This is a genomic window from Mesorhizobium sp. M8A.F.Ca.ET.161.01.1.1 (assembly GCF_004792105.1).
In the GTDB taxonomy this organism is placed as follows: domain Bacteria; phylum Pseudomonadota; class Alphaproteobacteria; order Rhizobiales; family Rhizobiaceae; genus Mesorhizobium.
In genome coordinates this window covers 468178-494481 of the sequence record NZ_SRTD01000004.1, presented here as the reverse complement: position 1 = coordinate 494481, position 26304 = coordinate 468178, and the positions used below count along the sequence as shown (strand labels likewise).

General features: G+C 62.0%; 31 protein-coding genes. 15 read left to right on the top strand and 16 right to left on the bottom strand.

The window, feature by feature from the left end; genetic code table 11:
- Positions 1-33 precede the first annotated feature (33 nt).
- The 6 genes from aztA to EN804_RS13970 all read left to right on the top strand — a co-directional run bounded on the left by aztA (position 34) and on the right by EN804_RS13970 (position 4112).
- Positions 34-846 (top strand): zinc ABC transporter ATP-binding protein AztA, encoded by an 813-nt coding sequence (gene aztA / locus EN804_RS13995; RefSeq protein ID WP_127869669.1) that lies wholly within the window; start codon positions 34-36, stop codon positions 844-846.
- Positions 846-1721, top strand: coding sequence for a zinc ABC transporter permease AztB (gene aztB, locus EN804_RS13990; RefSeq protein WP_135919828.1), 876 nt, complete (start codon positions 846-848; stop codon positions 1719-1721). The genes aztA and aztB overlap by 1 nt, the downstream gene beginning before the upstream one ends.
- Positions 1722-1748: 27 nt before the next feature.
- The gene (gene aztC, locus EN804_RS13985) at positions 1749-2690 is read left to right on the top strand and encodes a zinc ABC transporter substrate-binding protein AztC (protein ID WP_135919825.1); all 942 of its coding nucleotides are present in this window, start codon (positions 1749-1751) and stop codon (positions 2688-2690) included.
- A gap of 153 nt (positions 2691-2843) precedes the next feature.
- Positions 2844-3266: a YeeE/YedE family protein gene (locus tag EN804_RS13980; RefSeq protein ID WP_127279828.1), complete on the top strand. Its 423-nt coding sequence runs from the start codon at positions 2844-2846 to the stop codon at positions 3264-3266.
- A 2-nt stretch (positions 3267-3268) separates the two neighbouring features.
- Positions 3269-3706 carry a DUF6691 family protein gene (locus EN804_RS13975; RefSeq protein ID WP_127279827.1) on the top strand — a complete coding sequence of 146 codons (438 nt, stop codon included), beginning with the start codon at positions 3269-3271 and terminating at the stop codon, positions 3704-3706.
- Positions 3707-3773: 67 nt separating this feature from the next.
- Positions 3774-4112: a TIGR01244 family sulfur transferase gene (locus EN804_RS13970; RefSeq protein WP_135919823.1), complete on the top strand. Its 339-nt coding sequence runs from the start codon at positions 3774-3776 to the stop codon at positions 4110-4112.
- Positions 4113-4145: 33 nt separating this feature from the next.
- On the opposite strand, the gene EN804_RS13965 is transcribed toward EN804_RS13970, so the two are convergent.
- Both EN804_RS13965 and EN804_RS13960 read right to left on the bottom strand, forming a co-directional pair.
- Positions 4146-4472 carry a hypothetical protein gene (locus EN804_RS13965; protein ID WP_135883624.1) on the bottom strand — a complete coding sequence of 109 codons (327 nt, stop codon included), beginning with the start codon at positions 4470-4472 and terminating at the stop codon, positions 4146-4148.
- A gap of 20 nt (positions 4473-4492) precedes the next feature.
- On the bottom strand, positions 4493-4960 hold the full coding sequence (locus tag EN804_RS13960; RefSeq protein ID WP_032933331.1) for an Lrp/AsnC family transcriptional regulator: 468 nt from the start codon (positions 4958-4960) through the stop codon (positions 4493-4495).
- A gap of 139 nt (positions 4961-5099) precedes the next feature.
- Between EN804_RS13960 and hppD the strand changes: the two genes are divergently transcribed.
- The 3 genes from hppD to EN804_RS13945 all read left to right on the top strand — a co-directional run bounded on the left by hppD (position 5100) and on the right by EN804_RS13945 (position 6883).
- Positions 5100-6212, top strand: a complete 1113-nt coding sequence (gene hppD, locus EN804_RS13955; RefSeq protein WP_135919820.1) for a 4-hydroxyphenylpyruvate dioxygenase — start codon at positions 5100-5102, stop codon at positions 6210-6212.
- 72 nt (positions 6213-6284) lie between these two features.
- Positions 6285-6509 (top strand): type II toxin-antitoxin system prevent-host-death family antitoxin, encoded by a 225-nt coding sequence (locus EN804_RS13950; protein WP_023780515.1) that lies wholly within the window; start codon positions 6285-6287, stop codon positions 6507-6509.
- Positions 6506-6883, top strand: a complete 378-nt coding sequence (locus EN804_RS13945) for a type II toxin-antitoxin system VapC family toxin (protein WP_135919818.1) — start codon at positions 6506-6508, stop codon at positions 6881-6883. Before EN804_RS13950 ends, EN804_RS13945 begins: the two co-directional genes overlap by 4 nt.
- A gap of 18 nt (positions 6884-6901) precedes the next feature.
- Here the strand turns inward: EN804_RS13945 and EN804_RS13940 are convergent, their stop codons facing one another.
- From EN804_RS13940 to hmgA, 4 genes are all read right to left on the bottom strand, one after another.
- A complete protein-coding gene (locus EN804_RS13940; protein ID WP_135919815.1) occupies positions 6902-7438 on the bottom strand; it encodes a DinB family protein in 537 nt (178 codons plus the stop codon).
- Positions 7439-7460: 22 nt separating this feature from the next.
- Positions 7461-8474, bottom strand: coding sequence for a fumarylacetoacetate hydrolase family protein (locus tag EN804_RS13935; protein WP_135883621.1), 1014 nt, complete (start codon positions 8472-8474; stop codon positions 7461-7463).
- 89 nt (positions 8475-8563) lie between these two features.
- A complete protein-coding gene (locus EN804_RS13930; RefSeq protein WP_189343644.1) occupies positions 8564-9418 on the bottom strand; it encodes an MBL fold metallo-hydrolase in 855 nt (284 codons plus the stop codon).
- A gap of 11 nt (positions 9419-9429) precedes the next feature.
- The gene (gene hmgA, locus EN804_RS13925; protein ID WP_135863939.1) at positions 9430-10743 is read right to left on the bottom strand and encodes a homogentisate 1,2-dioxygenase; all 1314 of its coding nucleotides are present in this window, start codon (positions 10741-10743) and stop codon (positions 9430-9432) included.
- Positions 10744-10836: 93 nt separating this feature from the next.
- Between hmgA and EN804_RS13920 the strand changes: the two genes are divergently transcribed.
- Both EN804_RS13920 and EN804_RS13915 read left to right on the top strand, forming a co-directional pair.
- Positions 10837-11286, top strand: coding sequence for a MarR family transcriptional regulator (locus tag EN804_RS13920; protein WP_127869676.1), 450 nt, complete (start codon positions 10837-10839; stop codon positions 11284-11286).
- A gap of 77 nt (positions 11287-11363) precedes the next feature.
- Positions 11364-11918: a hypothetical protein gene (locus tag EN804_RS13915; protein WP_135919813.1), complete on the top strand. Its 555-nt coding sequence runs from the start codon at positions 11364-11366 to the stop codon at positions 11916-11918.
- Here the strand turns inward: EN804_RS13915 and tdh are convergent.
- The 3 genes from tdh to EN804_RS13900 are packed head-to-tail and all read right to left on the bottom strand — an operon-like array spanning position 11830 to position 14369.
- Entirely contained in the window at positions 11830-12864 is a 1035-nt protein-coding gene (tdh, locus tag EN804_RS13910; protein ID WP_127869678.1) for an L-threonine 3-dehydrogenase, read from the bottom strand. The genes EN804_RS13915 and tdh overlap by 89 nt on opposite strands.
- Positions 12865-12909: 45 nt before the next feature.
- Positions 12910-14097, bottom strand: a complete 1188-nt coding sequence (locus EN804_RS13905; protein WP_135919811.1) for a glycine C-acetyltransferase — start codon at positions 14095-14097, stop codon at positions 12910-12912.
- A 2-nt stretch (positions 14098-14099) separates the two neighbouring features.
- Complete coding sequence (locus EN804_RS13900) at positions 14100-14369, bottom strand: hypothetical protein (protein ID WP_127280017.1); 270 nt, start codon at positions 14367-14369, stop codon at positions 14100-14102.
- A gap of 35 nt (positions 14370-14404) precedes the next feature.
- On the opposite strand from EN804_RS13900, the gene EN804_RS13895 reads away from it, so the two are divergent.
- Positions 14405-16477 (top strand): EAL domain-containing protein, encoded by a 2073-nt coding sequence (locus tag EN804_RS13895; protein ID WP_127869680.1) that lies wholly within the window; start codon positions 14405-14407, stop codon positions 16475-16477.
- 73 nt (positions 16478-16550) lie between these two features.
- Entirely contained in the window at positions 16551-17291 is a 741-nt protein-coding gene (locus EN804_RS13890) for a polysaccharide deacetylase family protein (protein WP_127869681.1), read from the top strand.
- Positions 17292-17309: 18 nt separating this feature from the next.
- Here the strand turns inward: EN804_RS13890 and EN804_RS13885 are convergent, their stop codons facing one another.
- Positions 17310-17708: a MarR family winged helix-turn-helix transcriptional regulator gene (locus EN804_RS13885; RefSeq protein ID WP_246693428.1), complete on the bottom strand. Its 399-nt coding sequence runs from the start codon at positions 17706-17708 to the stop codon at positions 17310-17312.
- 175 nt (positions 17709-17883) lie between these two features.
- Here EN804_RS13885 and EN804_RS13880 point away from each other — a divergent pair, with 175 nt between their 5' ends.
- Positions 17884-18291, top strand: a complete 408-nt coding sequence (locus tag EN804_RS13880; protein ID WP_127280021.1) for a hypothetical protein — start codon at positions 17884-17886, stop codon at positions 18289-18291.
- 100 nt (positions 18292-18391) lie between these two features.
- On the opposite strand, the gene EN804_RS13875 is transcribed toward EN804_RS13880, so the two are convergent.
- Positions 18392-20437 carry an NADH:flavin oxidoreductase gene (locus EN804_RS13875; protein ID WP_135919809.1) on the bottom strand — a complete coding sequence of 682 codons (2046 nt, stop codon included), beginning with the start codon at positions 20435-20437 and terminating at the stop codon, positions 18392-18394.
- A gap of 56 nt (positions 20438-20493) precedes the next feature.
- On the opposite strand from EN804_RS13875, the gene queF reads away from it, so the two are divergent.
- On the top strand, positions 20494-20955 hold the full coding sequence (gene queF, locus EN804_RS13870; RefSeq protein ID WP_127869683.1) for a preQ(1) synthase: 462 nt from the start codon (positions 20494-20496) through the stop codon (positions 20953-20955).
- Positions 20956-20962: 7 nt separating this feature from the next.
- On the opposite strand, the gene EN804_RS13865 is transcribed toward queF, so the two are convergent.
- The 5 genes from EN804_RS13865 to EN804_RS13845 all read right to left on the bottom strand — a co-directional run bounded on the left by EN804_RS13865 (position 20963) and on the right by EN804_RS13845 (position 26225).
- Positions 20963-21838, bottom strand: a complete 876-nt coding sequence (locus tag EN804_RS13865; protein WP_127869684.1) for an alpha/beta fold hydrolase — start codon at positions 21836-21838, stop codon at positions 20963-20965.
- Between the two features lie 28 nt (positions 21839-21866).
- Positions 21867-22475 (bottom strand): hypothetical protein, encoded by a 609-nt coding sequence (locus EN804_RS13860; RefSeq protein WP_127280282.1) that lies wholly within the window; start codon positions 22473-22475, stop codon positions 21867-21869.
- A 4-nt stretch (positions 22476-22479) separates the two neighbouring features.
- On the bottom strand, positions 22480-22956 hold the full coding sequence (locus tag EN804_RS13855; protein WP_127280283.1) for a DUF3828 domain-containing protein: 477 nt from the start codon (positions 22954-22956) through the stop codon (positions 22480-22482).
- A gap of 124 nt (positions 22957-23080) precedes the next feature.
- Positions 23081-24190: a mandelate racemase/muconate lactonizing enzyme family protein gene (locus EN804_RS13850; RefSeq protein ID WP_135883658.1), complete on the bottom strand. Its 1110-nt coding sequence runs from the start codon at positions 24188-24190 to the stop codon at positions 23081-23083.
- A 52-nt stretch (positions 24191-24242) separates the two neighbouring features.
- Positions 24243-26225 carry an FAD-dependent oxidoreductase gene (locus tag EN804_RS13845; RefSeq protein ID WP_135919807.1) on the bottom strand — a complete coding sequence of 661 codons (1983 nt, stop codon included), beginning with the start codon at positions 26223-26225 and terminating at the stop codon, positions 24243-24245.
- Between the last annotated feature and the right edge of the window lie 79 nt (positions 26226-26304).

Below are 26304 nucleotides of genomic sequence, written 5' to 3'. Positions count from 1 at the left end.
CTGCCTGCAGCCGCGTTTGGCCAACGGAACGATATGACCCAGACCTGCCTGACATTCCGTGACCTGACGCTGGGCTACAACAGCCACCCGGCGATCCACCATCTCAATGGCGCGATCCGCAAGGGTTCGCTGACGGCCGTGGTCGGCGCCAATGGTTCCGGCAAGTCGACGCTGATGAAAGGTATCGTTGGGGTGTTGAAGCCGATGGCCGGCGAGGTTATCCGCGCGCCGGGCGTGCGGGCGGCCTACCTGCCGCAGCAATCGGAGCTTGATCGCTCCTTTCCCGCCCGCGTCGTCGACCTGGTCTCGCTCGGCCTGTGGCCGAAGCGCGGCATGCTTGGCCGCTACACCCAGGAAGATCGCGAGGCCGTCAGCCAGGCTTTGATGGCCGTCGGCCTCGGCGGCTTCGAGAAGCGGCCAATCGACACGCTGTCGGGCGGCCAGTTGCAGCGCACGCTGTTTGCCCGCGTGCTGTTGCAGGATGCCGACCTGATCCTGCTCGACGAGCCCTTCAATGCGGTCGACGCCAAGACGGTCGGTGACCTCATTGCCCTGATCAAGCGCTGGCACGGCGAAGAGCGCACCATCATGGTGGTGGTCCATGATCTGGATCTTGTGCGCCAGAATTTTCCCGAAACACTGCTGCTTGCCCGCCAGCCGGTAGCCTGGGGCGAGACCCGGGAGACGCTGAAGCCGGAGAACCTGTTGCGCGCGCGCCGCTTCCACGAAGCCTGGGAAGAGAACGCGCCCTGGTGCGAGCCTGACGAGCACGCTCATGATCATGATCATCATCATGACGGCCACGATCACGACCATCACCATGGCGCCGGACCGAGGGCTGCCTGATGGACGCGCTCTACGGCCTTTTCATCGCGCCATTCGCCGATTTCGGTTTCATGCAGCGGGCGCTTTTCGGCTCGCTGATGCTGTCGCTCGGCGCCTGCCCGATCGGCGTCTTCCTGATGCTGCGGCGCATGAGCCTGTCGGGCGACGCCATGGCGCACGCCATCCTGCCGGGGGCGGCCGCCGGTTTCCTGTTCTACGGCCTCGAAATCCTGCCGATGACCATTGGCGGCCTGATCGCCGGCATCATCGTGGCGCTCGGCGCCGGCGCCGTCTCGCGCTTCACCATTCAGCGTGAGGACGCCTCGATGGCGGCCTTCTACCTGATTTCGCTCGCCATCGGCGTGCTGATGGTTTCGATCCGCGGCTCCAGCGTCGACCTCATGCATGTTTTGTTCGGCACGGTGCTGGCGCTCAACGACGAGGCTTTGACCCTGATCGGCGGCATCGTCGCGGTGACGCTGGTCAGCCTTGCCATCTTCTGGCGGGCGCTGGTGGCGGAATGCCTGGACCCGCTGTTCCTGCGTTCGGTCAGCCGCATGGGCAGCCCGGTGCATTTCATCTTCCTCGGTCTCGTCGTCCTCAATCTCGTCGGCGGCTTCCAGGCGCTCGGCACGCTTCTATCGGTCGGATTGATGATGCTGCCGGCGGCAGCCGCGCGCTTCTGGACGACGCGCGTCGAGCCGATGTGCGTGCTGGCCGTGCTGATCGGCTTTGCCTCCTGCATTGCCGGGCTGCTCCTGTCCTATCATGCGTCGTTGCCGTCAGGCCCGGCCATCATCCTGTCGGCCGGCGTCGTCTATTTCGCCTCTATCCTGTTTGGCACGCGCGGCATTCTGCGCGCCCGCATCGTCCATCACCGTCACAGAACGGCCTGATCCCCCGCCCCAAAAGGAGACCCAACCATGCTGAAATCACTCTGCGCCGCCCTGGCGATGAGCGTTATAACATTAACAGCCTTTGGAGCTTCATCGGCCTTCGCCGAGCCGCTGAAAGTGGTCGCCAGCTTCACGGTCATAGCGGATTTCGCCAAAAATGTCGGCGGCGACCGCGTCGACATCACCACCATTGTCGGGCCGGACGGCGATGCCCATGTCTATGAGCCGAGCCCCGCCGACGCGGTGGCAATGGCCAAGGCCGACATCGTTCTGGTCAACGGCCTGCATTTCGAAGGTTTCCTGCAGCGGCTGGTCGATGCCAGCGCCACCAAGGCTTCGATCATCACCTTGACCAAGGGCGTGACGCCGATCGACTTCAAGCCTGAGTTCGCCGACGCCGACGCGGCGGAGGGTGCCGGCACCGGCGGCGGCAAGACCGTCACCGATCCGCACGCCTTCCAGTCGATCGCCAATGCCAGGATCTATGTGAAGAACATCGCCGAAGCCTTCTGCGCGGCCGACAGCGACGGCTGCGTCTCCTACCAGACCAACGCCGCCGCCTACACCAAGAAGCTCGATGCGCTGGAAGGCGAAGTGAAGGCGGCGATCCAGTCGATCCCCGAGGCAAAGCGCGTCGTCATCACCTCGCATGACGCCTTCGGCTATTTCGAGCATGAATACGGCCTGACCTTCCTTGCCCCGCAAGGCATCTCGACCGATTCCGAGCCGTCGGCCGCCGATGTCGCCAAACTGGTCGAGCAGGTGAAGCAGGACAAGGCGTCGGCGATCTTCGTCGAGAACATCACCAATCCGCGCCTGATCGAACAGATTGCCAGCGAGACCGGCATCAAGGTGGGCGGCACGCTCTATTCGGATGCGCTGTCGCAGCCCGATGGCCCCGGCTCGACCTACATCGACATGATGCACAACAACATCCGCCAGATCAAAGGCGCCATTCTCGGCAGCTGAGAAGAGCGTTCTCGAAAGGCGGAGCCAGTCTCCGCCTTTTTTCATTCCCCTCTGGGCAATCCGAGTCAGAATCTTCGCTGGCAACGTCCATCTGCGCTATGATGTCGATCCGCGCGGGACGCGCATGAAGCGCAGATTGAGGCCGGCACTGCCATGACAGATTTCACGCCCTTCCAGTCGCTGCTCGGCGGTGCCCTCATCGGCCTGTCGGCGGTGCTCCTGATGGCGTTGCATGGACGGATTGCCGGGATGACCGGTATCCTAACAGGGGTCATTCCGCCGCTTGCCCCGGATTGGGGCTGGCGAGCCGCGTTTCTCATTGGCGCAGTCGTGGCGCCGCTCCTCTATCGGACTGTTGGCGGACATATTGCCTTCAGCGTGCCGCTGCCAACGCTGTCCCTCGTTGTCGGTGGCTTCGTGGTCGGCATCGGCGTGCATTTCGGCGGTGGCTGTCCGAGCGGGCATGGCATTTGCGGCATTGCGCGCCTGTCGCCACGCTCGATGGCCGCCGTCGCGACCTTCATGGTCACCGCATTAATCACCGTCTTCATCATCCGCCACGTCGTCGGGGGCTAACCATGAACAGGCTCGTTTCGGCATTCCTGATCGGCGGGATTTTCGGCCTCGGCATCGCTGTTTCCGGTATGATAAATCCGGCCAAGGTGCTGAATTTCTTCGACATTGCTGGCACCTGGGACCCCAGCCTGATCTTCGTCATGGGCGGCGGCTTGGCTGTCGCCTTTATCGGTTACCGACTGGTGTTCGGCCGGTACAAGGCCCCGGTGTTCGAAACCGAGTTTGCGCTGCCGACGAAGCGCGTTATCGATCTGGAATTGGTTGGCGGCGCCGCCGTGTTCGGTATCGGATGGGGCATTGCCGGCTTCTGTCCGGGCGGCGCCATTCCGGCGCTGGGCCTCGGCTATTCACAGACGCCGATCTTCGTCGCTTCGGTGATCGCAGGCATCGTCGTGGCGCGTTTTGCCCGGGCGCGCATCGCTCAGCCGGCCACGGCATAGGAATTGGTTGCCGGCCACGTCAGGGAGTGGCAAAACTCCTGCCAAATCAGATTGCGAGGACATCGTCATGGAATACCGCGAAATCAGCGAAGACTATTCGGTCTCGGGCCAGATCCAGCCCGAAGACGTCGCCGCCATCAAGGAAGCCGGCTTCAAGAGCGTCATCTGCAACCGGCCGGATGACGAACAGCCCGGCCAGCCTTCGGCCAAGAGCATCGGCTCGGCGGTCGAAGCCGCCGGCCTCGCCTTCCGTTACATCCCCGTGATCAGCGGCCAGATCACAGCCGGGAATGTCGAGGACCAGGCCGAGGCGCTGGACGCGCTCGAAGGCCCGGTGTTTGCCTATTGCCGCTCGGGTGCGCGCTGCACGAATCTGTATGGGCTGATCCAACAGTCGAAGAATTGACGAGCCAGAGCAACTCCAATGCGGCTGGCCGATTCAGCTCCTTGCACCTCTATCTTTGATGCATCCAAGGTAGAGCAACGCCAGAGACACACTGATGAACGTTCCTCTTGCGGCATCATTGCCCTCGGCAACTAGGTATGCAAGGAGGTTTCCTATTATAAGATATACCAAAGACAACAGCGCATTTCTGAAGGAAATTCTCGCGCCAACTGGCTTTATGTATCCGATCATTACAACAATTGGCGGCACAAGGTAGATAGATTTTGGTACAAGGTAGACAGCAATGAAGATCGTTACCAATAGAACGGCAGGTATCGATAGAGACAACAATATGTAGTATCGCGTTGACTTTCTTTCCATGTCGCCTCCTGTATCTACAATCAAATCGGCAGCGCGCCGGTTTCCTTCAGCGTCTCGAGAACGATCGCGGTCTTCACATGCTGGACGGATTCGTGCGGCAGGAGCACGCCGTTGACGAACTCAGATAGCGACTTCAGATCGGGCGTCACCACCTTCAGGATGTAATCCATCTCGCCGGTCAGCGCGTGCGCCTCCTGCACCTCGGGCAGCCGCGCCACCAGTTCGCCGAAGCGCCGTGCATTGTCGCGGTTGTGGGTGGCCAAGGTCACCGAGATGACATTGACCAGCGAGAAACCGAGCTTGTCGCGGTCGAGCACGGCCCGATAACCCTTGATATAGCCGTCTTCCTCCAGCCGCTGGCGACGGCGCGAGCATTGCGACGCCGACAGGTTCACCCTTTCGGAAAGGTCGTTATTGGTGAGCCGGGCATCGCCCTGCAAAAGAGCCATTATCTTGCGGTCAAACTGATCGATGCGCGTCTCATCCATGGTTTTTTCTCTAATCATGCATGCTTCCCGCATGACATCATCATTTCAAGCGTTTGAATGCAAGCACCATGCACAGGCTCCACGCTATCATGGTTTCAAATGGCCCTTTCAGGCCAAACGAGATTTTCGGAGGAATGTCATGGGTCCCTTCCCGCACGACGCCCCGCCCGCCACGATCAGCAGGGACAACCCTGCCGGCACCGATGGGTTCGAGTTCGTCGAATTCGCGCATCCCGAGCCGCAGAAGCTGGCCGAGCTCTTCACTCGCATGGGCTATGTGGCGGTGGCCAGGCATCGCACCAAGGACATCACCGTCTGGCGGCAGGGCGACATCAACTATGTCGTCAATGCCGAGCCCGGCTCGCACGCGATGAAGTTCGCCGACAAGCATGGCCCTTGTGCTGCCTCGATGGCCTGGCGGGTGGTCGATGCCAAACATGCTTTCGAGCATGCCGTCTCCATGGGCGCCACGCCTTATGAAGGCGACGACAAGGCGCTCGACGTGCCTGCCATTGTCGGCATCGGCGGCTCGCTGCTTTATTTCATCGACAGCTACGGCAAGAAAGGCTCGGCCTACGACGCCGAGTTCGAATGGCTCGGCGCGCGCGACCCGCGGCCGCAAGGCGTCGGCTTCTATTTCCTCGACCACCTGACCCACAATGTCTATCGCGGCCAGATGGACAAGTGGTGGGACTTTTATCGCAATCTGTTCGGCTTCAAGCAGATCCATTTCTTCGACATCGACGGCAAGATCACCGGCCTGGTCAGCCGCGCCATCACCTCGCCTTGCGGCAAGATCCGCATCCCGCTCAACGAATCCAAGGACGAGACCAGCCAGATCGCCGAATACCTGAAGAAGTACAATGGCGAAGGCATCCAGCACATCGCGGTTGGCACGGACGAGATCTACGCCGCCACCGACAAGCTCGCCGAGAACGGGCTGAAATTCATGCCCGGCCCGCCCGAGACCTATTACGACATGTCGTATGACCGCGTGAACGGCCATGACGAGCCGATCGAGCGGATGAAGAAGCACGGTATCCTGATCGACGGCGAAGGCGTGGTCGATGGCGGCATGACCAAGATCCTGCTGCAGATCTTTTCCAAGACCGTGATCGGGCCCATCTTCTTCGAGTTCATCCAGCGCAAGGGCGACGAAGGCTTTGGCGAGGGCAATTTCCGCGCTTTGTTCGAGTCGATCGAGCAGGATCAAATCAAGCGCGGCGTGATCAAGGTACAGGCGGCGGAATAGGCCGGTCTAACACAGGAACACTTGCCGCTCGGTCGATTATGACCTAAATTCTAGTCATAAAGGATCGAGCACATGAATGTTTCCATCGCCGAAGCCAAGGCCAAACTGTCGGAACTTGTCAGCCGCGCGGAAGCAGGTGAGGAGATCGTTCTTACGCGCCACGGCAAGGTGGCGGCGCGCATTGTACCTCCGGCGGTGGCCGAACCTCTGCCGCGTATCGGCGCTTTGAAGGGCAAGATCTGGATTGCGGATGATTTTGACGAACTCGGTCCTGAATGGGACGAGTACGTAAAATGACGGTCGGCCCGTTCCTCGCCGACACCCATATCATCCTCTGGTCAATTTCGGACGATCGACGTCTCAGCGAGCACCACCGCACGATCCTGGCTTCGGAAGCGGTGGTGTTCGTGAGCGCGGCGAGCGTTTGGGAAATTGCCATCAAACGTTCGATCGGAAAGCTCAACGCGCCGGACGATCTGCCGGCGCTGCTTCCAAGGATGCGATTTCAGCCGCTCACCGTAACCTTACAGCACGCGAACGCCGTTGGTGGCCTACCTCGCCACCATGGTGATCCGTTCGACAGACTGCTGATTGCGCAGGCGCAAGTGGAAAATCTGACCATCCTCACATCCGACCCGCATTTCGCCCATTATGATGTGGCTGTGACATGACTAGCGAAGGACCTGGTCTCACAACCGAAGCCTCTCAACCTCGTCCCGCCTAACCCTGACATCATAATCGAGCAGGAACTCGTCGAGTTGCGGCGGCGCGACGGAGGTGTCGGACAGCATGGCGTGGACCTGGCCGCGATGGTGGATGTCGTGCAGGAAGACGTGCGCCAGGATATTGCCGATCTTTTCCGGGATCATGCCGTCCTCGCGCCGGTCGGTGATGACGCGGCGATCTAGATCGCTCTCCGACAAGCCATCGCAGAAGGCAATCAGCCGCCGGTCGGCCGCGACCTGCGCGGCAAAAAGCTCCTGTGGTTCGTCGAAAGGCACGAAGTCATCATGGGCAGCGGCACCGACGCCGCCCTCTTCGAGAAAGTCCAGATAGAGATAATCGACCGCAAGCACATGGTTGAGCGTGGCCTTGACCGACGGGAAAAAGCTGGTGCGCTCAGCCTCGAACTCGCCGGGCTTCAGAGCAAGCACTGCGCGATAGAGCCGGTCGTTCGACCAGAGATTGTTGCCCGCCATGCGGCGCAGATGATCCAGAAGATTCATCGCTGAAAATCTGTCCTAGCCTCTATCTCGCGTAGTTCTCGACCTTCTGCTCGATGGCACCGAAGATCGAATGCCCGGCCTTGTCCTTCATCTCGATGCGTACCGTGTCGCCGAAGCGCAGGAACGGCGTCTTTGGTTCGCCGCTCGCGAGGGTCTCGATCATGCGCAGTTCGGCGATGCAGGAATAGCCTGCGCCGCCGGCCGACACAGGCTTGCCCGGGCCGCCGTCGAGCTTGTTGGACACCGTACCCGAGCCGATGATGGTGCCTGATACCAGCGGCCTTGTGCGGGCGGCGTGAGCGATCAGTGCCGGGAAGTCAAAGGTCATGTCGACACCGGCATTGGCGCGGCCGAACGGCTTGCCGTTGATGTCGGCGAGCAGCGGCAGGCTGACCTTGCCGCCATCCCAGGCGTCGCCCAGTTCGTCCGGCGTCACCGCGACCGGCGAAAAGGCCGAGGACGGTTTCGACTGGAAGAAGCCAAAACCCTTGGCGAGTTCCGGGCCGGTCAGCGCGCGCAGCGTGACATCGTTGACCAGCATGACCAGCCGGATCGCGGCGCGCGCTTCATCGAGGCTGGCGCCCATCGGCACATCGTCGACGATGACGGCAATTTCGGCCTCCATGTCGATGCCGAAGGCTTCGTCGGCCATGCGGATCGGATCGCGCGGCGCAACAAAGGAGTCCGAGCCGCCCTGATAGATCAGCGGATCGGTCCAGAAGCTTGCCGGCATCTCGACGCCGCGCGCTTTGCGCACCAGTTCGACATGGTTCACATAGGCGGAGCCGTCGGCCCATTGATAGGCGCGTGGCAGCGGCGAATGCGCGTCGTGCTCGTGGAAGCGAGCCGCCGGCATCGCACTGTTCTCCAGCGATTCGGCGATTGTCGCGAGATGCGGCGAGATCCTGCGCCAGTCGTCGAGTGCCGCCTGCAGCGTGCGCGCCAAGAACGAGGCGTCTGTGTACTGTGTCAGGTCGCGCGAAACGACAACGAGTTTTCCATCGCGCGTCCCATCCTTCAGTGTGGCAAGCTTCATGCGGTTCCCTCTCCTGAGGCGGCCTTGGCGCCGCTTTGGCTTTTCTTACGCATGATCTTTTTCCGAAAACCGGTTTCCACTTTTCGGGATCATGCTAGCTCCACAACAAGGCCGTCGCGAGCGATCGTCAAGTCGCCGGCCCATGTTTTCCTGACGGCAGCAGTCCAATCGGTCTCGCCAATCTGGGGGTCGTCGGCCGGAATGAGGTGGTTGAGCACCAGTCTCTTCACGCCGCCATCGCTGGCGATGCGGCCTGCCTCTTCGGCAAAGCTGTGGCTGGCGAGCAGGTGTTCCCTGAGCCGCGCGCCATTGCCGGTCCTGGCAACCAGCCGCTCGATCCCCTCCTCCAGCATGGCTTCGTGGACGAGGATATCAGAGCCTTCGGCGAAATCGGCGAGCGGTGGGAAGAAGGCTGTATCGGCCGAAAACACCACGCTCTTGCCGCCATGCTCGAAGCGCAGCGCAAAGCAGTCGGTCACCGGCGGATGGTCGACGCGCAGCGCCGTCACCTTCAGGCCGCGCTGCTCGACCACATGGCCTTCGCCGAATTCTTCGACAGAAACCAGCTCGCGAATATCAGGCCGGCCCTCGTCGACGATGCGGATTTCGATGTCGAATTCCATCGCCTGACAAAAGCGCCGCCAGTAATGGCCGGTGCCGGGCGGGCCGAACAGGCTGACCGGCGTCGCCAATCCGGCCGTCCAGGCGGTGTGGATCAGCGGACCCAGTTCCAGCACATGGTCGGAATGCAGATGCGTGATGAAGATCAGGTCGAGCGCCTTCAGGCTGACACCGGCATCGACAAGGCCGCGCGTGACGCCGAGCCCGCAATCGACGACGATGGCCCGCCCGCCGATCTCGAGCAGCGACGAACTCGGCCACGGCCCGCCCGGCCGTAGCGCAGGGCCGCCTTTGGAGCCCAACAGCACCAGCCGATCCGGCATTGAATTACCGCTCAAGACCAGTCGCCCTCGGGCGTGCCGTTGAAGCGCTTCTTCAGGTCGGCCCAGCAGTCGATATAATTGTCCTGCCGGGTTTCCAGTTCGGCACCGTATCGGGTCAGCATCTGCGGATAGCGGGTCTCGAACATGAAGGCCATGGTGTTGTCGAGCTTGACCGGTCTCAGGTCCGCGCGCGAGGCCTTTTCGAAGCCAGGCGCATCCGGGCCGTGGGCCAGCATCAGATTGTGCAGGCTTATGCCGCCGGGAACGAAGCCTTCCTCCTTGGCATCGTACTGGCCGTGGATCAGACCCATGAACTCGCTCATGATGTTGCGGTGATACCAGGGCGGCCGAAACGTATCTTCCGCCACCAGCCAGCGCGGCGGGAAGATGACGAAATCGATATTGGCCGTGCCCTCCTCGCCGCTCGGCGCGGTCAGCACGGTGAAGATCGATGGATCGGGATGGTCGAACAGCAGCGCGCCGACCGGCGAAAACGTCGCCAGATCATATTTGTAGGGGGCGTAGTTGCCGTGCCAAGCCACCACGTCGAGCGGCGAATGGCCGATCTCGGTGACATGGAAATTGCCGCACCATTTCACGATCAGCCGGCACGGCGTCTCCTTCTCCTCGAACCAGGCGCAGGGCGTCTTGAAGTCGCGTGGGTTGGCCAGGCAATTGGCACCGATGGGGCCGCGATCAGGCAGTGTCAGCTTGGCGCCGTAATTCTCGCATACATAGCCGCGCACTTCGGTGTCGGCCAGTTCGACCTTGAAGACGAGGCCACGTGGCAGCACGGCGATCTCGCCGGGTCGAAGCTCGATGACGCCCATCTCGGTGACCAGCCGCAAGCTGCCCACCTGCGGGACGACCAGCAATTCGCCGTCGGCATTGAAGAAATGATCATCGACCATCGAGCGATTGGCGACATAGACATGGGCGGCCATGCCGGTCTGCCCGAGCACGTCACCGGCCGTGGTGATGCTGCGCATGCCCTGGATGAAATCGGTCGGCTCCTTCGGCATCGGCACCGGATTCCAGCGGTACTGGCCAAGCGCCAGTTCGTGGTCGCCGACATTGGGGGCAGTCTTCCACAGCGGGTAGCCGGCTGCCTTGAAGCGGCCGGTGTGCTTGACACTTGGCCGGATGCGATAGAGCCAGGAACGCTCATTGGTGCCGCGCGGCGCGGTGAAGGGCGAGCCGGAAAGCTGCTCGGCATAGAGGCCGTAGGCCGGCCGCTGCGGCGAGTTTCGCCCCTGCGGCAGCGAACCGGGCAATGTCTCGGTCTCAAAATCGTTGCCGAAGCCCGGCATATAGGAAAAGGCCATCGCTTCCTCCCGGATTGACCAAACTGGTTTCATTTGTAACCATCGAAAATGTAACTATCAATGGCGACGCGAGACATATGCGAGCGCTGAAACATGACGAGCAAAGCGACCGATCCCGAGATCCTGGAGCTGGAAAGTTTCCTGCCTTACCGGCTCTACCGGCTTGCCGATGCGGTCAGCCGGGAATTCTCGAAAATCTACAGCGACCGCCTCGGGCTGACCCGACCGGAATGGCGCACGCTATCGGGCTTGGGACAACGCGGCACGATGACCGCGACGGCGCTTGGCGAGCAATCAGCCATGCACAAGACCAAAGTCTCGCGTGCCGTCGCGGAACTCGAACGGCGGCGCTGGCTGACCCGCGCGCCGGATGAGAGCGACCGGCGCGTCGAGCATCTGACGCTGACCAAAGCGGGCCTTGCCGCATATCGCGAAATGGTGCCGTTGGCGAAGGCGTTCGAGTCACAGTTGCTAGCGCGGCTCGATTTATCGGACCGCTCCCTAATTCTCGCAGCTATCGCGAAACTCGAAGCGCAATTCTGAAATAGCGGGCAAGACCATTTTCATTTTCGCTATACGGTCATAAAGTCGAGGTATTTCTTCCGCTTGGAGAGGTCGTGATGGACCACCTTGATTGGAAGACATTTGTCCCTTGGGCGATCAGCATCGCGACCGTTTTGCTCGGTATCTGGCAATATTCTGACAAACAGGCCCAGGCAAATCGCGAGCCGTTCCTTAAAGAGCAGACCAGGCTGTTGTTTGAAGCCAGTGAAACCGTTTCAACCCTAGCGAATACCACAGATCCGGCTGTCTGGAAGAACGCTCGTTCACGCTTCTGGACTCTCTACTGGGGTCCGTTGAGTTTGGTCGAAGATGTTCGTGTCGAGAATTGCATGGTAAAGTTGGGGGAGATCATACCGCCGACGAAGCAGGCTGAAATCCCTGCCCTGCCTTTCGACGACCTTCGGACCGCATCTTACGAATTGGCCCATATCGCCCGCAATCTCATGATCAAGAGTTGGGATGCCAAGCTTGATATGAAGGTCACAAACTCATTCAGCATTTGCAAGATGGGTAGGCGGCCGCTTACCAATCCATCACCACCTTGCCCGAACTGCCGCTGCGCATCGCGTCGAAACCCGACTGGAAATCATCGATACCGATGCGATGCGTGATCAGCCCGGTCACATCGAGCGGGCCTTGCACCAGCGCGATCATCTTGTACCAGGTCTCGAACATCTCGCGTCCATAGATGCCCTTCAGATGCAGCATCTTGAAGATGACCTTGTTCCAGTCGATCTCGAAGCCGGTCGGCGCGATGCCGAGGATGGCGATCTTGCCGCCATTGTTCATGGTGTCGATCATGTCGCGGAAGGCGGGCGCGGCGCCCGACATTTCCAGCCCGACGTCGAACCCCTCGGTCATGCCGAGCGCCGGCATGACGTCGCGCAGTTTTTCCTTCGAGGCGTCGACGACGTGCTGGACGCCGAGCTTCTTCGCCAGCGCCAGCCGCACCGGGTTGATGTCGGTGATGACGACCTTGCGTGCGCCGACGCACTGCGCCACCAACGCCCCCATGATGCCGATCGGCCCCGCGCCGGTGACCAGCACATCCTCGCCTACCAGGTCGAAGGACAATGCGGTGTGGACGGCATTGCCAAGGGGATCGAAGATGGCCGCGATCTCGTCCGGCACGTCGTCGGGGATCGGCACGACATTGTGCTGCGGAATGGCCAGATATTCGCCAAAAGCACCCGGACGGTTGACGCCGACGCCGAGCGTGTTGCGGCACAGATGCCCTCGCCCAGCGCGGCAGTTGCGGCAATGGCCGCAGACGATGTGGCCTTCACCCGAGACGCGCTGGCCGACCTTGTATTCGGTGACCGCCGCGCCGAAATCGGCGACGGTGCCGACGAATTCATGGCCGGTCACCATCGGCACCGGCACCGTCTTCTGCGCCCACTGGTCCCAATTGTAGATGTGGACGTCGGTGCCGCAGATCGCGGTCTTCTTGACCTTGATCAGCACATCGTTGGGGCCGATCTCCGGCACCGGCACCTCTTCCATCCAGATGCCCGGCTCGGCCTTGGCCTTCACCAGCGCCTTCATCATGTTCGACATTCTTTTGTCCCTTGAATCTCTTGATCCGGAATCGCTTTTCGACGCTCAGGAAATCACGCCCAATTCCTTGCCGACGGCACCGAAGGCCTCCACCGCGCGGTCGATGTCGGCGCTGGAATGGGCCGCCGACATCTGGGTGCGGATGCGTGCCTGGCCTTTCGGCACCACCGGGAAAGAGAAGCCGATGACATAGATGCCGCGCTTCAGCATGCGCGCGGCCATCTCCTGCGCCAGCGTCGCATCGCCCAGCATCACCGGTATGATCGGATGATCAGCCCCGGCCAAAGTAAAGCCAAGCTTGCCCATCTCGGACCTGAACCGCGCCGCATTGGCATATAGGCGCTCGCGCAAGGCATCGCCATTGCGGATCAGCTCGAACACCTTGATCGAGGCGCCGGCGATCGCCGGCATCAGCGTATTGGAAAAGAGATAGGGCCGCGAGCGCTGGCGCAGCCAGTCGACCACCTGCCTCTTGCCCGAGGTATACCCACCGGAAGCGCCGCCAAGCGCCTTGCCGAGCGTACCGGTGATGATGTCCACCCTGCCCTCGACGCCGCAATGCTCGGCCGAGCCACGGCCATTCCTGCCAACGAAGCCGACCGCATGGCTGTCATCGACCATGACCATGGCATCGTACTTTTCGGCGAGATCGCAGACGCCCTTCAAATTGGCGATGATGCCGTCCATGGAAAACACCCCATCGGTGGCGATCAGCCGGAAGCGGCAATCCTTCGCTTCCTTCAATCGCGCTTCCAGATCGGCCATGTCGTTGTTGGCGTAGCGGAAGCGTTTGGCCTTCGACAGCCGGACACCATCGATGATCGAGGCGTGGTTGAGCGCGTCGGAAATGATCGCGTCCTCCTCGCCCAGCAGCGTCTCGAACAGGCCGCCATTGGCATCGAAGCAAGAGCCATAAAGGATCGTGTCGTCCAGGCCGAGAAAGGATGAAATCGTCGCCTCGAGCTGCTTGTGCTCCTCCTGCGTGCCGCAGATGAAGCGCACCGACGCCATGCCGTAGCCGTAGCGGTCGAGCGCCTGCGTGGCCGCAGCGCGCAGGTCCGCGCTGTCGGCGAGGCCGAGATAGTTGTTGGCGCAGAAATTCAGCACTTTCTCGCCGCCCACCTCGATTTCGGCCGACTGCATCGAGGAAATCACCCGCTCGGACTTGTAGAGGCCGACGGATTTCAGCCCTGCAAGCTCACTGTCGATATGGGAGAGAAATGCTGCGGTCATGATCAGGCCTCGTTTGACGTGGGCAGACTGTCGTCCGGCCCGCGCAAAAAATCCATCGCAAAAGCGACCGGATCAGGTGGCCGGGCAGCATCAGGGGGACGCGATGGACATTGCCCAAGCGACCATCCGGCACGCATGGATTGACGAATGCTCAAATGCGGGCCGGCCGCGAAAGAACCCGATAACCATTTCGCGATCTTTCCGCGCCTCCCCCTTGCCGGCCAGCCGTCGACTTCCGGTCCTGTTAACGTTTGCAGTTCAATGGTGCTCATACAGAAATCCGTTGGCGAGAGGGCCGCCCCCGAACATGTCTCAGCAGCCGGTGCAAACCGTTTCAGGCAAGCTCATACTGCTGATCAAGGCTGGCTACTGGCTGGCGCTGCTGATCATTGCCGCCATGGTGGCAGCCTCCTTCGTTTTGCTGCAGCAGACGATGGCCACGCAGCAGCACAACAACACCTTGCTCGACATCGTCGGCACGCAGAAGACATTGTCGCAGCGCATCGTCTTCCTTGCCAGCGCGACAGGCGTCGCCTCGCGCGACAAGCAGCCGGCGCTGGTCAGCGCGCTGAAGCAGGCCACGGCGGAGTTCGAGACGAACTACGATCTGCTGCTCAAGCAGACAGGCGCGGATCCGCAATCGCCTGCCAAGCTCGATCCGAAGTCGATCGAGAGCGTGCTTTTCGCCAAACCCTTCCATCTCGACTATTTCTCGGTTGGCCTGATCGCCAACGGCGATCGTCTGATCTCTGCACTGGAATCGCAGCTCAACCTTGGCGACAATGGCGGCTACAAGGGCGGCGCCGAACGCGTCAACCTCGATGCCTCTGTCGCCAATGCCACGCTGTCGGGCTATGCCGCGCTCGGCCAGCGCATCAGTGCCGACGCCGACGAGCGCTCCGAAAAGTTGCTCACTCTCCACCGCACGCTGTTCTATGCCACCCTCGGCGTCATCCTGCTGGTGGCGCTGTTCATCTTCAGGCCGATGTCCAACGCGATCCTGCGCAAAACGCGTGAATTGGTCGACGCTCGCAATTCGATGGCCTTCATCGCGGTGCATGACGGCCTGACGGGCCTGCACAACCGCACCTTCCTGACCGACCATTTCGAGACGCTGATCAAAGGCGCGCATCGCCGGCGCGAGCGCCTGGCCGTGGTCCAGCTCGACCTCGACCGCTTCAAGCAGATCAACGATACGCTGGGCCACGCCGCCGGTGACTATGTCCTGGTGGTGACGGCACAGCGCATGCGCGATTCCTGCCGGGCGTCGGATCTGTGCGCGCGGCTTGGTGGCGACGAATTCGTGATGATCCTCAACGGAGCCGGCAGCACCGAGGACATCAACATGCTGGCACGGCGCATACTGGTGCACATCAACGAGCCGATCGTGTTCCAGGGCACCACCATTCTTCCGGGCGCCAGCGGCGGCATCGCCGTCTATCCAATCGACGCCGACAATGCGCAAGACCTGCTGGTCCACGCCGATCTGGCGCTTTATTCCGCCAAGAAGATGGGTGGCGGCAACTTCTCGTTCTTCTCCGAGGAACTGCGAAGGGAACTCGACTACCGCAAGCAGCTCGAACACGACATCAAGGTCGCCATTTCCGAAAAAGCGTTCCAAGTCTATTTCCAGCCACAGGTTTCGCTAACCGACGGCACCATCAGCGGCATAGAGGCCCTCGTGCGCTGGAACCATCCCGAGCGCGGCATGATCTCGCCGGGCGAATTCATCCCGGTCGCGGAGAAATGCGGCTTCATGCCGGAGATCGGCCGCATCGTGATCAGCAAGGCGATCAACGAAGCCGCCGAATGGAACCGTGCCGGCATTGCCTTCGGCCGGCTTGCCGTCAACGTCTCGGGCACCGAGTTGCGTGAGCACGATTTCGATGCGTTTCTGTTCGACACGCTGGAGAGAGCCGGGCTGCCGCCGCAGAAACTGTCGCTGGAAATCGTCGAATCCGTCATCCTCGACGACGAGAAGACAGGCATCGCGGCCAAGCTGCGGCACATCCGGGCGGCCGGCGTCCATCTGGAACTCGACGATTTCGGCACCGGCTATGCGTCGCTCAGCCACGTCAATCCCAACGAGATCGACCGGCTCAAGATCGACCGCCGCTTCGTCCAGAACATCCACGAAAATGGCGACAACTCCAAGATCGTGCGCGCCATCACCGAACTTGCACGGGGTTTGGGCATCTCCATCGTCGCCGAGGGCGCCGAAACCGAGGCGGAGCTCGACTCGCTGATGGCGATCGGCTGCGACCAGGTGCAAGGCTATTCCATCGCCTTCCCGATGCCGCATGACAAGGCGCTGGAATGGCTGACCGCCCGCATGCCGAAGAAGGCCAGGCTGACGGTATTGCAGGGAAGCCTGGCGTAGGCGGAGCCGGGCCTGGCTTGACAACCAGCCGATGAAATGGCGGCCTGTCCTGATCGCAAACGGGTAGTGGCCCATGACATTCTTTCGGCTTGCCCTGGCAGCCATGTTGATGTCGGCGTTGCCGGCCCATGGCGCGGATCGCACCATCTACCTCACCTTCGACGACGGTCCTCTGAACGGCACAAGCAACATCCTCGACGTCTTGGAGGCGGCGCAGGTTCCGGCAACGCTGTTCATGGTCGGCATGCATGCCGAGGCCAGTGCGTCCAACAAGACGTTGGTGCGGCGCGCCAAGGCGATGCCGCTGGTGACGATCGGCAACCACAGCTACAGTCACGCCTACAATCACTACCGGCATTTCTATGGCGATACGGAAGGCGTGGTTGCCGACATGCTCATGGCCAATGCCGTTCTGGGCCTGAAGTCCGCGGTGCACGCCCGCCTGCCGGGGCGCGACGTGTTCCGGCTGCCTTCGATGTCGAAGAACGACAATTCGCTTGGGCAAGCGCAAGCCGGGCGCGAAGACCCCGACTATGAGTTCGTCGCAGCGTCCGGCTTTTATCTCTATGGATGGGACCACGAGTGGGTGCACAAGGACAGCGGCGAGCCGGTCCAGAGCGTCGATCATCTGGTCAGCGAGATCGATCATTTGTTCGGCTACGGCCACTTTGCCAAGCCCGGCAAGCTGATCCTTTTGATGCATGACCAGATGTTCCAGGACGGCTTTGACGGCAAGACGCAACTGACCAAGCTGATCACCGCACTGAAACTGCGCCACTATGCGTTTGGAACAATCCCGAGCTATGATAACTAAGCCATCAGGTCGGCACTCCTAGCTCTCCACATTCTCCCGCAATACGGCCAGCACCCGCGCAAACTCCGCGAGACGTTCGTCGGGTAGTCCTGTGCGAAGCCGCTTGTCGAAGACAAGTGCTGCTTGCCGCAACGTTTCGAACAGCGCTTCTCCCGCCTCCGTCAACCGGACCAGATGAACCCGGCGGTTGAGGGGATCGCGCTGCCGCGTCAGCAGGCCCTGCGCCTCCATCGCATTGAGATGATGGGTCAGCGTCGCACCCTGGATGCCGATCATGCCGGCAAGTTCGCGTTGATTGGCGAGCTCGCTCGACTTGACCGACAGCAGCGTGAGCCAGACCGGCAATGTGCCGCCTGCTTCAACCAAGGCGGCGTCGAAAGCCTGTGCGACAAGCTTGGCGGTACGGCCAAGGTTCATACCAACCGGCGGGCGTTCAAACGGTGTCATGATCTGACAGTAGAGCAAGCAGTGGGAACGTGAAACTCCGCTTCATGATTGACATCTAACCGTTAGATATCTAACTTTGTCTTATTGATGGCATCGCGGCATGGTTGCGGCGCGCAGGCGGCGGGCGAATGAGAGGAATGCAGTCATGCAATATGTTTATATCGTCGTCATCGGCCTGCACGTCATGGCCGGCGTATTCTGGGCTGGCACGACCATCGCGGTTGCCCGCGATCCGGACATCCGAGCAGAGCGGTTCTTCCGGCCGCAAATGGGCGCGGCCGGTTTGGCTTTTCTGACCGGATTGCTGCTCTGGTATTTCTTTCATGAGGGTGCTTTCGGCTCGATGGAGAAGGTACTGGCGCTCGGCATTTTGACGGCGCTAATCGCCGCCGGTGTGCAAGGCGCGCTTGTGGGCTCCGCCAGCAGGCAGCTCGCTGGCGCCGATGCAGCGACCCAAACGGAGCTGCGCGCGAAAATGACCAGGGGCGAACGCATCGCCGGCGGACTGCTGGTCATCACCGTACTTTGCATGGCGACCGCCAAATTGTTTTAGAATCGCACGGCCGGTGAAAGCCGATCATGCGCGGCGCGCAACGGACCAGAGCGGCAGGTGGCTCTCCTTGCAAAGGCCGTTGCGCGCCACCTGATCGTAATCAAATCCTGATCCCGAACCTGATCCCGTCATAGATGGCGGCGTGGATGTTGCGGGAGGCAACCGCGTCGCCGATGCGCAACAGCACGAAGCCCCCTTCGGGGTTGCGTGGGGGAAAAACGTCGCCTCCATTGACCAGACGTTCGTAGTCGACCGCCCCAGTGTTCTTCGACAACGGCTTCAGCGACAGATACAGATCGTCGAGCGGCAGCGTGCCGTGTTCGACCACAACCTGGTCGACCCTGCGTTCGCCGTGCCAGCCATCGGCAAAGTCCGAAGCGAGTTCAGCGACCAATTGATTGCCCTCGCGCCGCACCGAGCGCAGGCGCGTGTTGATGGTGATGGTGACGCCCTTTTCCTGGAAGGCCCGCATGTACGGAACGTGGTTCATGCCGCCCATTTCGGGGGCGAAGAACCGCTCCGGTGAAACCAGTTCCAGCTTCGAGCCGCTGTTGGCAATCAGTTCGGCCGCGCCCATGCCCTGATGGCCGCCATTGTCGTCAAAGAGAAGAACATTCTCGGCCGGCTTGACGCTGCCGGCCATGATGTCCCAGCTCGACGTGACGAGATTGTCACCGGAGGCCAGCGGCGGGTTCTGCGGCAGTCCGCCGGTGGCGACGACCACCACGTCAGGGGCCAGGGCCAGGACGTCGTCCTTCTCTGCCCATGTGTCGTAGCGGATCTCGACGCCGAGCCGGTCGAGTTCGGCCAGACGCCAGTCGATGATACCGATCAATTCCTTACGGCGCGGGTTCTGGGTCGCCAGACGGACCTGCCCACCCGCTTGTGATGATGCTTCCAGGATCGTTACTTCATGGCCGCGCTCGGCCGCGACCCGCGCCACCTCCAGTCCGCCTGCCCCTGCGCCGACGACCACGACTTTACGCTTGGGCCCTTCCGTCTTGGCGATCACGTGCGGAATATCCGCCTCGCGGCCGGTCGCCGCATTGTGGACGCACAGCGCCTCGCCGCCCTCGTAGATGCGGTCGAGACAATAGGTGGCGCCCACGCAGGGACGGATCTCGTGCTCGCGGCCCTCCATCACCTTCTTGATGATGTGCGGATCGGCGATGTGGGCACGCGTCATGCCGACCATGTCGAGCTTGCCGGTGGCGATCGCGTGGCGCGCGGTGGCGACGTCGGAAATGCGCGCAGCGTGGAAGGTCGGGAATTTCGTCGCCGCCCTCACCTCGCCGGCGAAATCGAGATGCGGCGAAGACCGCATGCCAGTCACCGGGATGACCTTGGTCAGTGCCGCGTCGGTCTCGATCGAGCCACGGATGATGTTGAGGAAATCGACCTTGCCGGAGCCGGCCAGTCGCCTGGCGATCTCGACGCCCTCCTCCTTCGACAGGCCTTTCTCGAAATCCTCGTCGGCGACCATGCGGATGCCGACGACGAATTTGTCGCCAACCGCCGCCCGCACCGCATCGAGCACCATGTTGGTGAAGCGCAACCGGTTGTCGAGCGAACCGCCATACTCGTCGTCGCGATGATTGGTGGCAGGCGACCAGAAGCCGTCCATCAGATGGCCGTAGGATTCGAACTCGATGCCGTCGAGACCGGCTGCCTGGCAGCGCTGGGCGGCCGATGCATAGTCGGCGACGATGCGCTCGATGTCCCACTCCTCTATGGTCTTGGGGAAAGCACGATGCGCCGGCTCGCGCACAGGCGAGGCCGAGAGCACCGGCAGCCAGTCGGCCTTGTTCCAGCCGGTACGGCGGCCGAGATGGGTGATCTGGATCATCACCTTGCAGTCATGCTCGTGGCAGGCGTCAGCGAGTTCGGCCAGCCACGGCACGATGCGGTCGTCATAGACGTGCAGATTGCCGAAGGCGGCCGGACTGTCGCGCGAAACGATGGCCGAGCCGGCGGTCATGGTCAGCGCCATGCCGCCCTTGGCCTTTTCGGCATGGTAGAGCCGATAGCGCTCCTTCGGCATGCCGTCCTCCGAGTAGGCCGGCTCGTGGCTGGTCGACATCACCCGATTCTTCAGCGTCAAATGCTTGAGCTGGTAGGGTTGGAGAAGCGGGTCGTTGCTCGTCATCGTCTTCCTGCCGTTTTAATTTGTGCTAATGAGCGGCAAATCCAAGGAAACCGCTCATGATCGATACCAAAAATCTCACCCAACTCGGCACGCACGTCGAGACGCCACAGAGTCCCGAAGCTGCGGTCCTGGAAACCGTGCCGTTTCAGCGCGGTGACGGACCGCCGGCGATCGTGCGTTTCACCGTCCCGGAATTCACCTCGCTCTGTCCGGTGACCGGACAGCCGGATTTCGCCCATATCGTCATCGACTACGCACCCGACGCGGCCCTGGTGGAATCGAAGTCGCTCAAGCTGTTCATGACCTCGTTTCGCAACCATGGCGCTTTCCATGAAGACTGCACGGTGATGATCGGCCGTCGCATCGTGGCCGCGACCAAGCCGTTGTGGTTGCGCATAGGCGGCTATTGGTATCCGCGCGGCGGCATTCCGATCGATGTCTTCTGGCAGACCGGCACTCCGCCCGAGGGCGCCTGGCTGCCGGACACCGGCGTCGCCCCCTATCGCGGGCGCGGCTGAGCTGATGTCAGCCATTGCCGGCACCGGTCCGGCAAAGGCTTGTTGCAAGGAAGGGGAGGACAGCATCGCGATAGCGCGGCTGGTCGTAGCGCAGCAGGTCAACGTGACCTGCCCCTTCGAACCAGACCAGTTGAGAGCCGTCGGCAGCATTCCGCAGCGCCAGTACCTGACCGCGATCGATGAAGGGATCGATGCTACCTGCGAGCAGCATCAGCGGCCTGCCGATTTTGCCGAGACGGTCGACCGGCCTGACGTCATCGGCGCTCAACCCGAGGCGAAGCGGCATCTGCGCCAGCAGGACGTCGGCCTGGAAACCGCGCCAGAAGTGGAAAGGCATTCGCCAAGCCGTTGTTTCGCGCAAGGTCGCGTAGAGCTGCTCCAGCACATAGGCATCGGCAGGCGCTTGCGGGGCGGCAAAGACGAGAGCGGCGGCACCAAGCGATGAGCCGACGGCGCCAAGCTTCTGGTCGGGAAACCTTTGCCTGGCGAAGGCCATGATGCGGATCGCATCCTGGCCTTCACTGTAGCCAAAACCTTGAACGGCCCCGCCGCTCTCGCCGTGCCCCGACAGATCGAACAGGATGACGGAATAACCGGCGTCGAGCAGCAATTTTGCCCTTTGCACCAAAGCGAGCCTGTTGGCGCCGCGGCCGTGCAGTAGAACGATCGTACCGCAACTGCCCTTTCGATCGGCCACCCAGCCAACCAGTTCGGGCGCGCCGGGCTGGTCGAGCACGACGCGCTCGACGGGCAAGTCGCCGGGCAGCGCCAAAGCTTGCCAGGGTTCGCGGGCGATCAGCATCGTGCCGATCCGCCAATCGACGACGCAAGCGGCAGCGCCGAGTCCGACTAGCGCTATCGCGAGCAAACCGCCAAGCTTCATTGCCGACCACCCGGAAGCTGACGACGGCTCATTCGCACTGGTACTGGCTGAGCGCCCATTCGCCGGTCACCGACAAAAGGTCCGATATCTTCCATTCGCCGTCGACCTTCTTGAACTTCCATTCAAGGCGGTGCGGGTTGCCGGCGACGACGAAGGCGACGATGACCTTGGCCTGATCGCCATTGATTGATTCGAGCGTCTTCAGGCTCTTGTCGATCTCGGCCTTGTCATAGTCCGCATTGTCGAACGCCATGTTGGGGTCCAGGCACTCGCCCTGCCCGGATTTGCGCAAGGCATCGCTTTTGTCGAGCACGGTTTTCGCCGGGTCGATGAAATGGCCGCGCTGAGCCGGATCGATCTCCAGGCCGACCTGATCGTAGAACGGCCGCACAACCGCTGTCGGCGATCCCGGCTGGATGGGGGTGGCGGGCCCGCTCGGCGGCCATGCGACAGGTGGCGTCGCCGGCTCCGCAGCTCCGCCAGGCGCGGTCGCCGGCGGCGTGCCGCTGTCATCGGGCGCGGTCCCGGCCGGAGCATTTGCCGGCGGCGCGCCTAACAGGCCCTGAGCAGCCGCGCCGTTCAAGCCAGCCGCCAGCAGGCACATGGCCGACAATAACAGGAGCGCGCGACCGGCCATTGCATCACTCCGGATCTTGGCCTGCCATGCATTCGAGCTGGCTCAGCGTCCAGGCGCTGGTCTTCGATGCAATGTCCGATATCTTCCACTTGCCGTCGACCTTCTTCAGCGACCAGTGCATTTCGCGCTGCGAATCGTCTCCTTCCGGCAAGAGACTGAAATTCGCCACCACTTGTGCCGCGTCGCCATCCACCGTCTCGGACAATTTCAAGGTCTTGGAGATGGTCTTCTGGTCGAAATCCTGCGCGTCGAGGCCCGGGTCGAAGTCGATGCAGGCGACCTGGTCCGGATTCTTCTTGGTCGCCTGGTCGTTGAGGTCGAACAGTTTCGTCACCGGCTCGGTGAAGCGATCGCGGTATTGCGCGTCGGCCTCGAACTTGACCTGCGGGACATAGAAGAACTTCACGGCGTCGGACGCCGGACCGGCCAATGCGGCGGCTGGTGCGGCAATCGACAAGACGGCGGCGAGCAGCAGTTTCATGGATTTCCCCGAATGTTTGGCTGCGGAAAGCAATCAATACCACGCATCGTGCATATCGGCTTTTTTGCGGCTCATGAAGCCTTCGGGTGGCTCGTCTACTTGCATAGATCACATCCAACGATCCTTAGTCTCCGAAAGTAGCGATCGGCGCGTTGAGTTGGGAGCGCTCAGGCCTGACGCCGAGCCCTGGGATCTGCGGGACGCGTATATGCCCGTTCTCGATCACGATCGGGTTTACGGGATCGGTATGCCCTTCGATGTATTCCTGCGCGATCCAGGCTCCCTCAAAACGTCTCGGCTCGACGGTAGCGGCGAGGTGCACGCAGGCCGCGGCGATGACGTCTCCGCCCCAGGCGTCGTCGCAACTGTGCGGAAGAGATCGTATCGCACACAGGTCGCGGACCGTGGCCATCTTGGTGAGGCCGCCGAGGCGGGTGACCTTCAATCCGAATCCATCCGCGATACCTGACGAAACTGCCCGCAACACGGCATTCAAATCCTCGGTATTCTCATCGAGATAGATCGGATGTGTAACGCGTCCCTTGAGACCCGCCACTTCCTCCATGGTGTTGCAAGGCTGTTCGAACACGAATGGGATTGCCTGGCAAAGCCGATCGATGTGCAGCGCCGCGGCAGCGGTCAGGCCACGATTGGCGTCGACGGCTATCCGGGCCTTGAAGCCAACGGCCTCCCATACTTTGTGCACGGTGGCGACGTCCTGTTCGAGATCCCGTCCGCCGATCTTGATCTGAAGCCGTGCATATCCGGCGTTGACCTTGTCGGCGGCAATACGCGCGGTCTCGTCGGGAGCACCGACGATCGTCGAGTAGTAAGACGGCACACGATCGGTGAGCGCACCACCGAGAAGGGTTGAGACCGGGACGCCCAGCCGCTGGCCGGTGAGGTCGAGGAAAGCTATATCCAAGGCCGCCTTGGCATAGTTGTGCCCGTTCAGCCGCTCGTCCATTCTTTTGGCGAGGCGGCGCATGGACGTTGTATCCTCGCCGACAAGTCCAGGCGCTATTTCGGCAATTGCCGCTCTCGCGCCCAGCGCATGTTGGGGCTGATAAACAGGGCCGATCGGGCACGTCTCACCCCAGCCTGACAGTCCATCCTCGGTGATCACTTCAACCAGCGTGCTGTCCAAATTCCGCACGCTATCACTGGCCATCCGGTAGGCACCGCCTTTGACAGGCAGAAGCACCTGATAGACTTTGATTGACTGGATACGCATTCGGACATCAGCCCCGTTCATGCCTTGCCTGGTCCGGCGCCTTTCGCGATCGTCAAAGACCAAGCGCCACCTTGCGCCCGTCATGAATGGCAAATGCCGCCTGTCTGGAGGCGGTACAATCGCCAATGGAGGTATGCGCAATTCCGCGCCGTTCGAGCTCGATGGACAGGCTGTGCTGCGCCATGCTGGTGGCGGCGAAGACCAAAGCGTCGGCCTCGACCTCCTGCTCGGTCCCGTCGAGCAGCGAAGCAATCCTGGCCATCCTGCCATCCCAGTGCACGATGCCGCTCTCGGTCACGAACCGCACGCGCAGTTTGGCGAGCGCCCGGCGCAGCGGCGCGTCGACGGCCATTCGCTGAAGCTCTTTGCCGACCAGGGCGTCCGGGGTCACAAGCGTCACATCGTGACCGTCCTCGGCGAGTTTCCAGGCGGTGCCGCAGCCTTTCCAATTGCCGCCATCGTCCAGCAACAGAACATTTTTTCCCGGCCTCGCCTCACGAGCCATCACCGCCTCGGCCGAGAGCACCGGGCCACCGCCCGGAATGCTGTCCCACTGCGGCAAGGCCCGCTGGAAAGCGCCGTCTGGCGGCATCGAGCCGGTGGCGATGATGACGTGATCCGCGCCTTCGTGCTCGACATCATCGGCTTCGACATATTGCCCGTAACGGATGTCGACCTGAAGCTGGCCGAGCTGACGCTCGTACCAGCTAATCAGATCCAGAATCTGGGCACGGCGCGGCTGCAGTCCGGCAAGACGGAACTGTCCCCCAAGGCGGTCGGAAGCCTCGGCCAGTGTGACGCGATGACCGCGCTCGGCCGCGGCGCGCGCCGCTTCGAGGCCGGCCGGGCCGCCGCCCACGACCAGCACGCGCTTCGGCTGGGCGGCCGGAGTAAAGCGATCGCCGCCCCACTCCCATTCCCGCCCCGCCGAGGGATTGATGACGCAGCTGATCCAGTAGTCGCGGCTGCGCCGGCCCCAGCACATCTGGTTGCAGGACAGACAGCCGCGAATGTCCTGCGGCCGTCCGGCGGCAGCCTTTGCAGCCAGATGCGGATCGGCGATCTGCCCGCGCACGATGGAAACGAGGTCAGCGCGGCCTTCGCTCAGCACGCTCTCGGCGTTCTCGGGGGTACGGATATGGCTTTCGGCGGTGATCAGCGCGTGGCGCACGGTGGATTTGAGCACCGCCGCAAGATCCACGCCGAGCTTTTCGGGATAAACAAAGGTCGGCATGATCTTGTAGAAATCGAAGTAGGAACCCGTTCCACAAGTCACATAGTCCATCAAGGCATCGCGGTCGTGGAGGTCGATTATCTCGGCCAGCGCTTCGCGCTTCAGCGCCACTTCGACTTCCGGTTCGTCATTGACTGCAAGACCGATGATGAAATCATCGCCGCATTCCCGGCGAATCCTGGTCATCACCTCACGGCTCACCCGCGTGCGGTTTTCAAGGCTGCCGCCCCACCGGTCGTCCCGGCGGTTCGACCAGGGCGTCCAGAACTGGTCCAGCATCGAATGGTACGCCGCCCAGACCTCGACGCCGTCGAAGCCGGCCTCGCGGCAGCGGCGCGCCGCCTGGACAAAGCCGTCGATCGTTTCTTCAATCTCGGCTTCGGACATCCGATGCGAGCCGTCGGAGTCGTGATAGCTGGGCAGGCCGGAAGGCGACCAGCCGGCATGGAACGAGTTGTCCGCGTCCGCGTGCTGACCGACATGATAGAGCTGCTGGATGGCGACGGCGCCGTTGCCGCGGATCGCCTCTGTCACCTTGCGAAAATGCGGGATGACGCGGTCATCGGAAGGGCTGAAGTTGCCGCGTGTCAGCACGGCGGCCCGATGCACGGGCATCGGCTCGACCACGATCATGCCGGCGCCGCCGATGGCGCGTTCCGCGTAATAACCGACATGCCGCGCGGTCGGCAGCCCCTCCACCGCCATATTGGCGGTGTGGGCTCCGAACACGATCCTGTTGCGTAACGTCTTGCCGCGCAGAGTAGCCGGCGTGAACAGCCGGTTGAAGACCCGCCCAGACATGCACCGCTCCCTTCAAAGCCTTGGCGGCGGCACCCGGGCGCCAGCGCTCGCAACCCAAGTCGCTCTTTGCCGGAAAGCC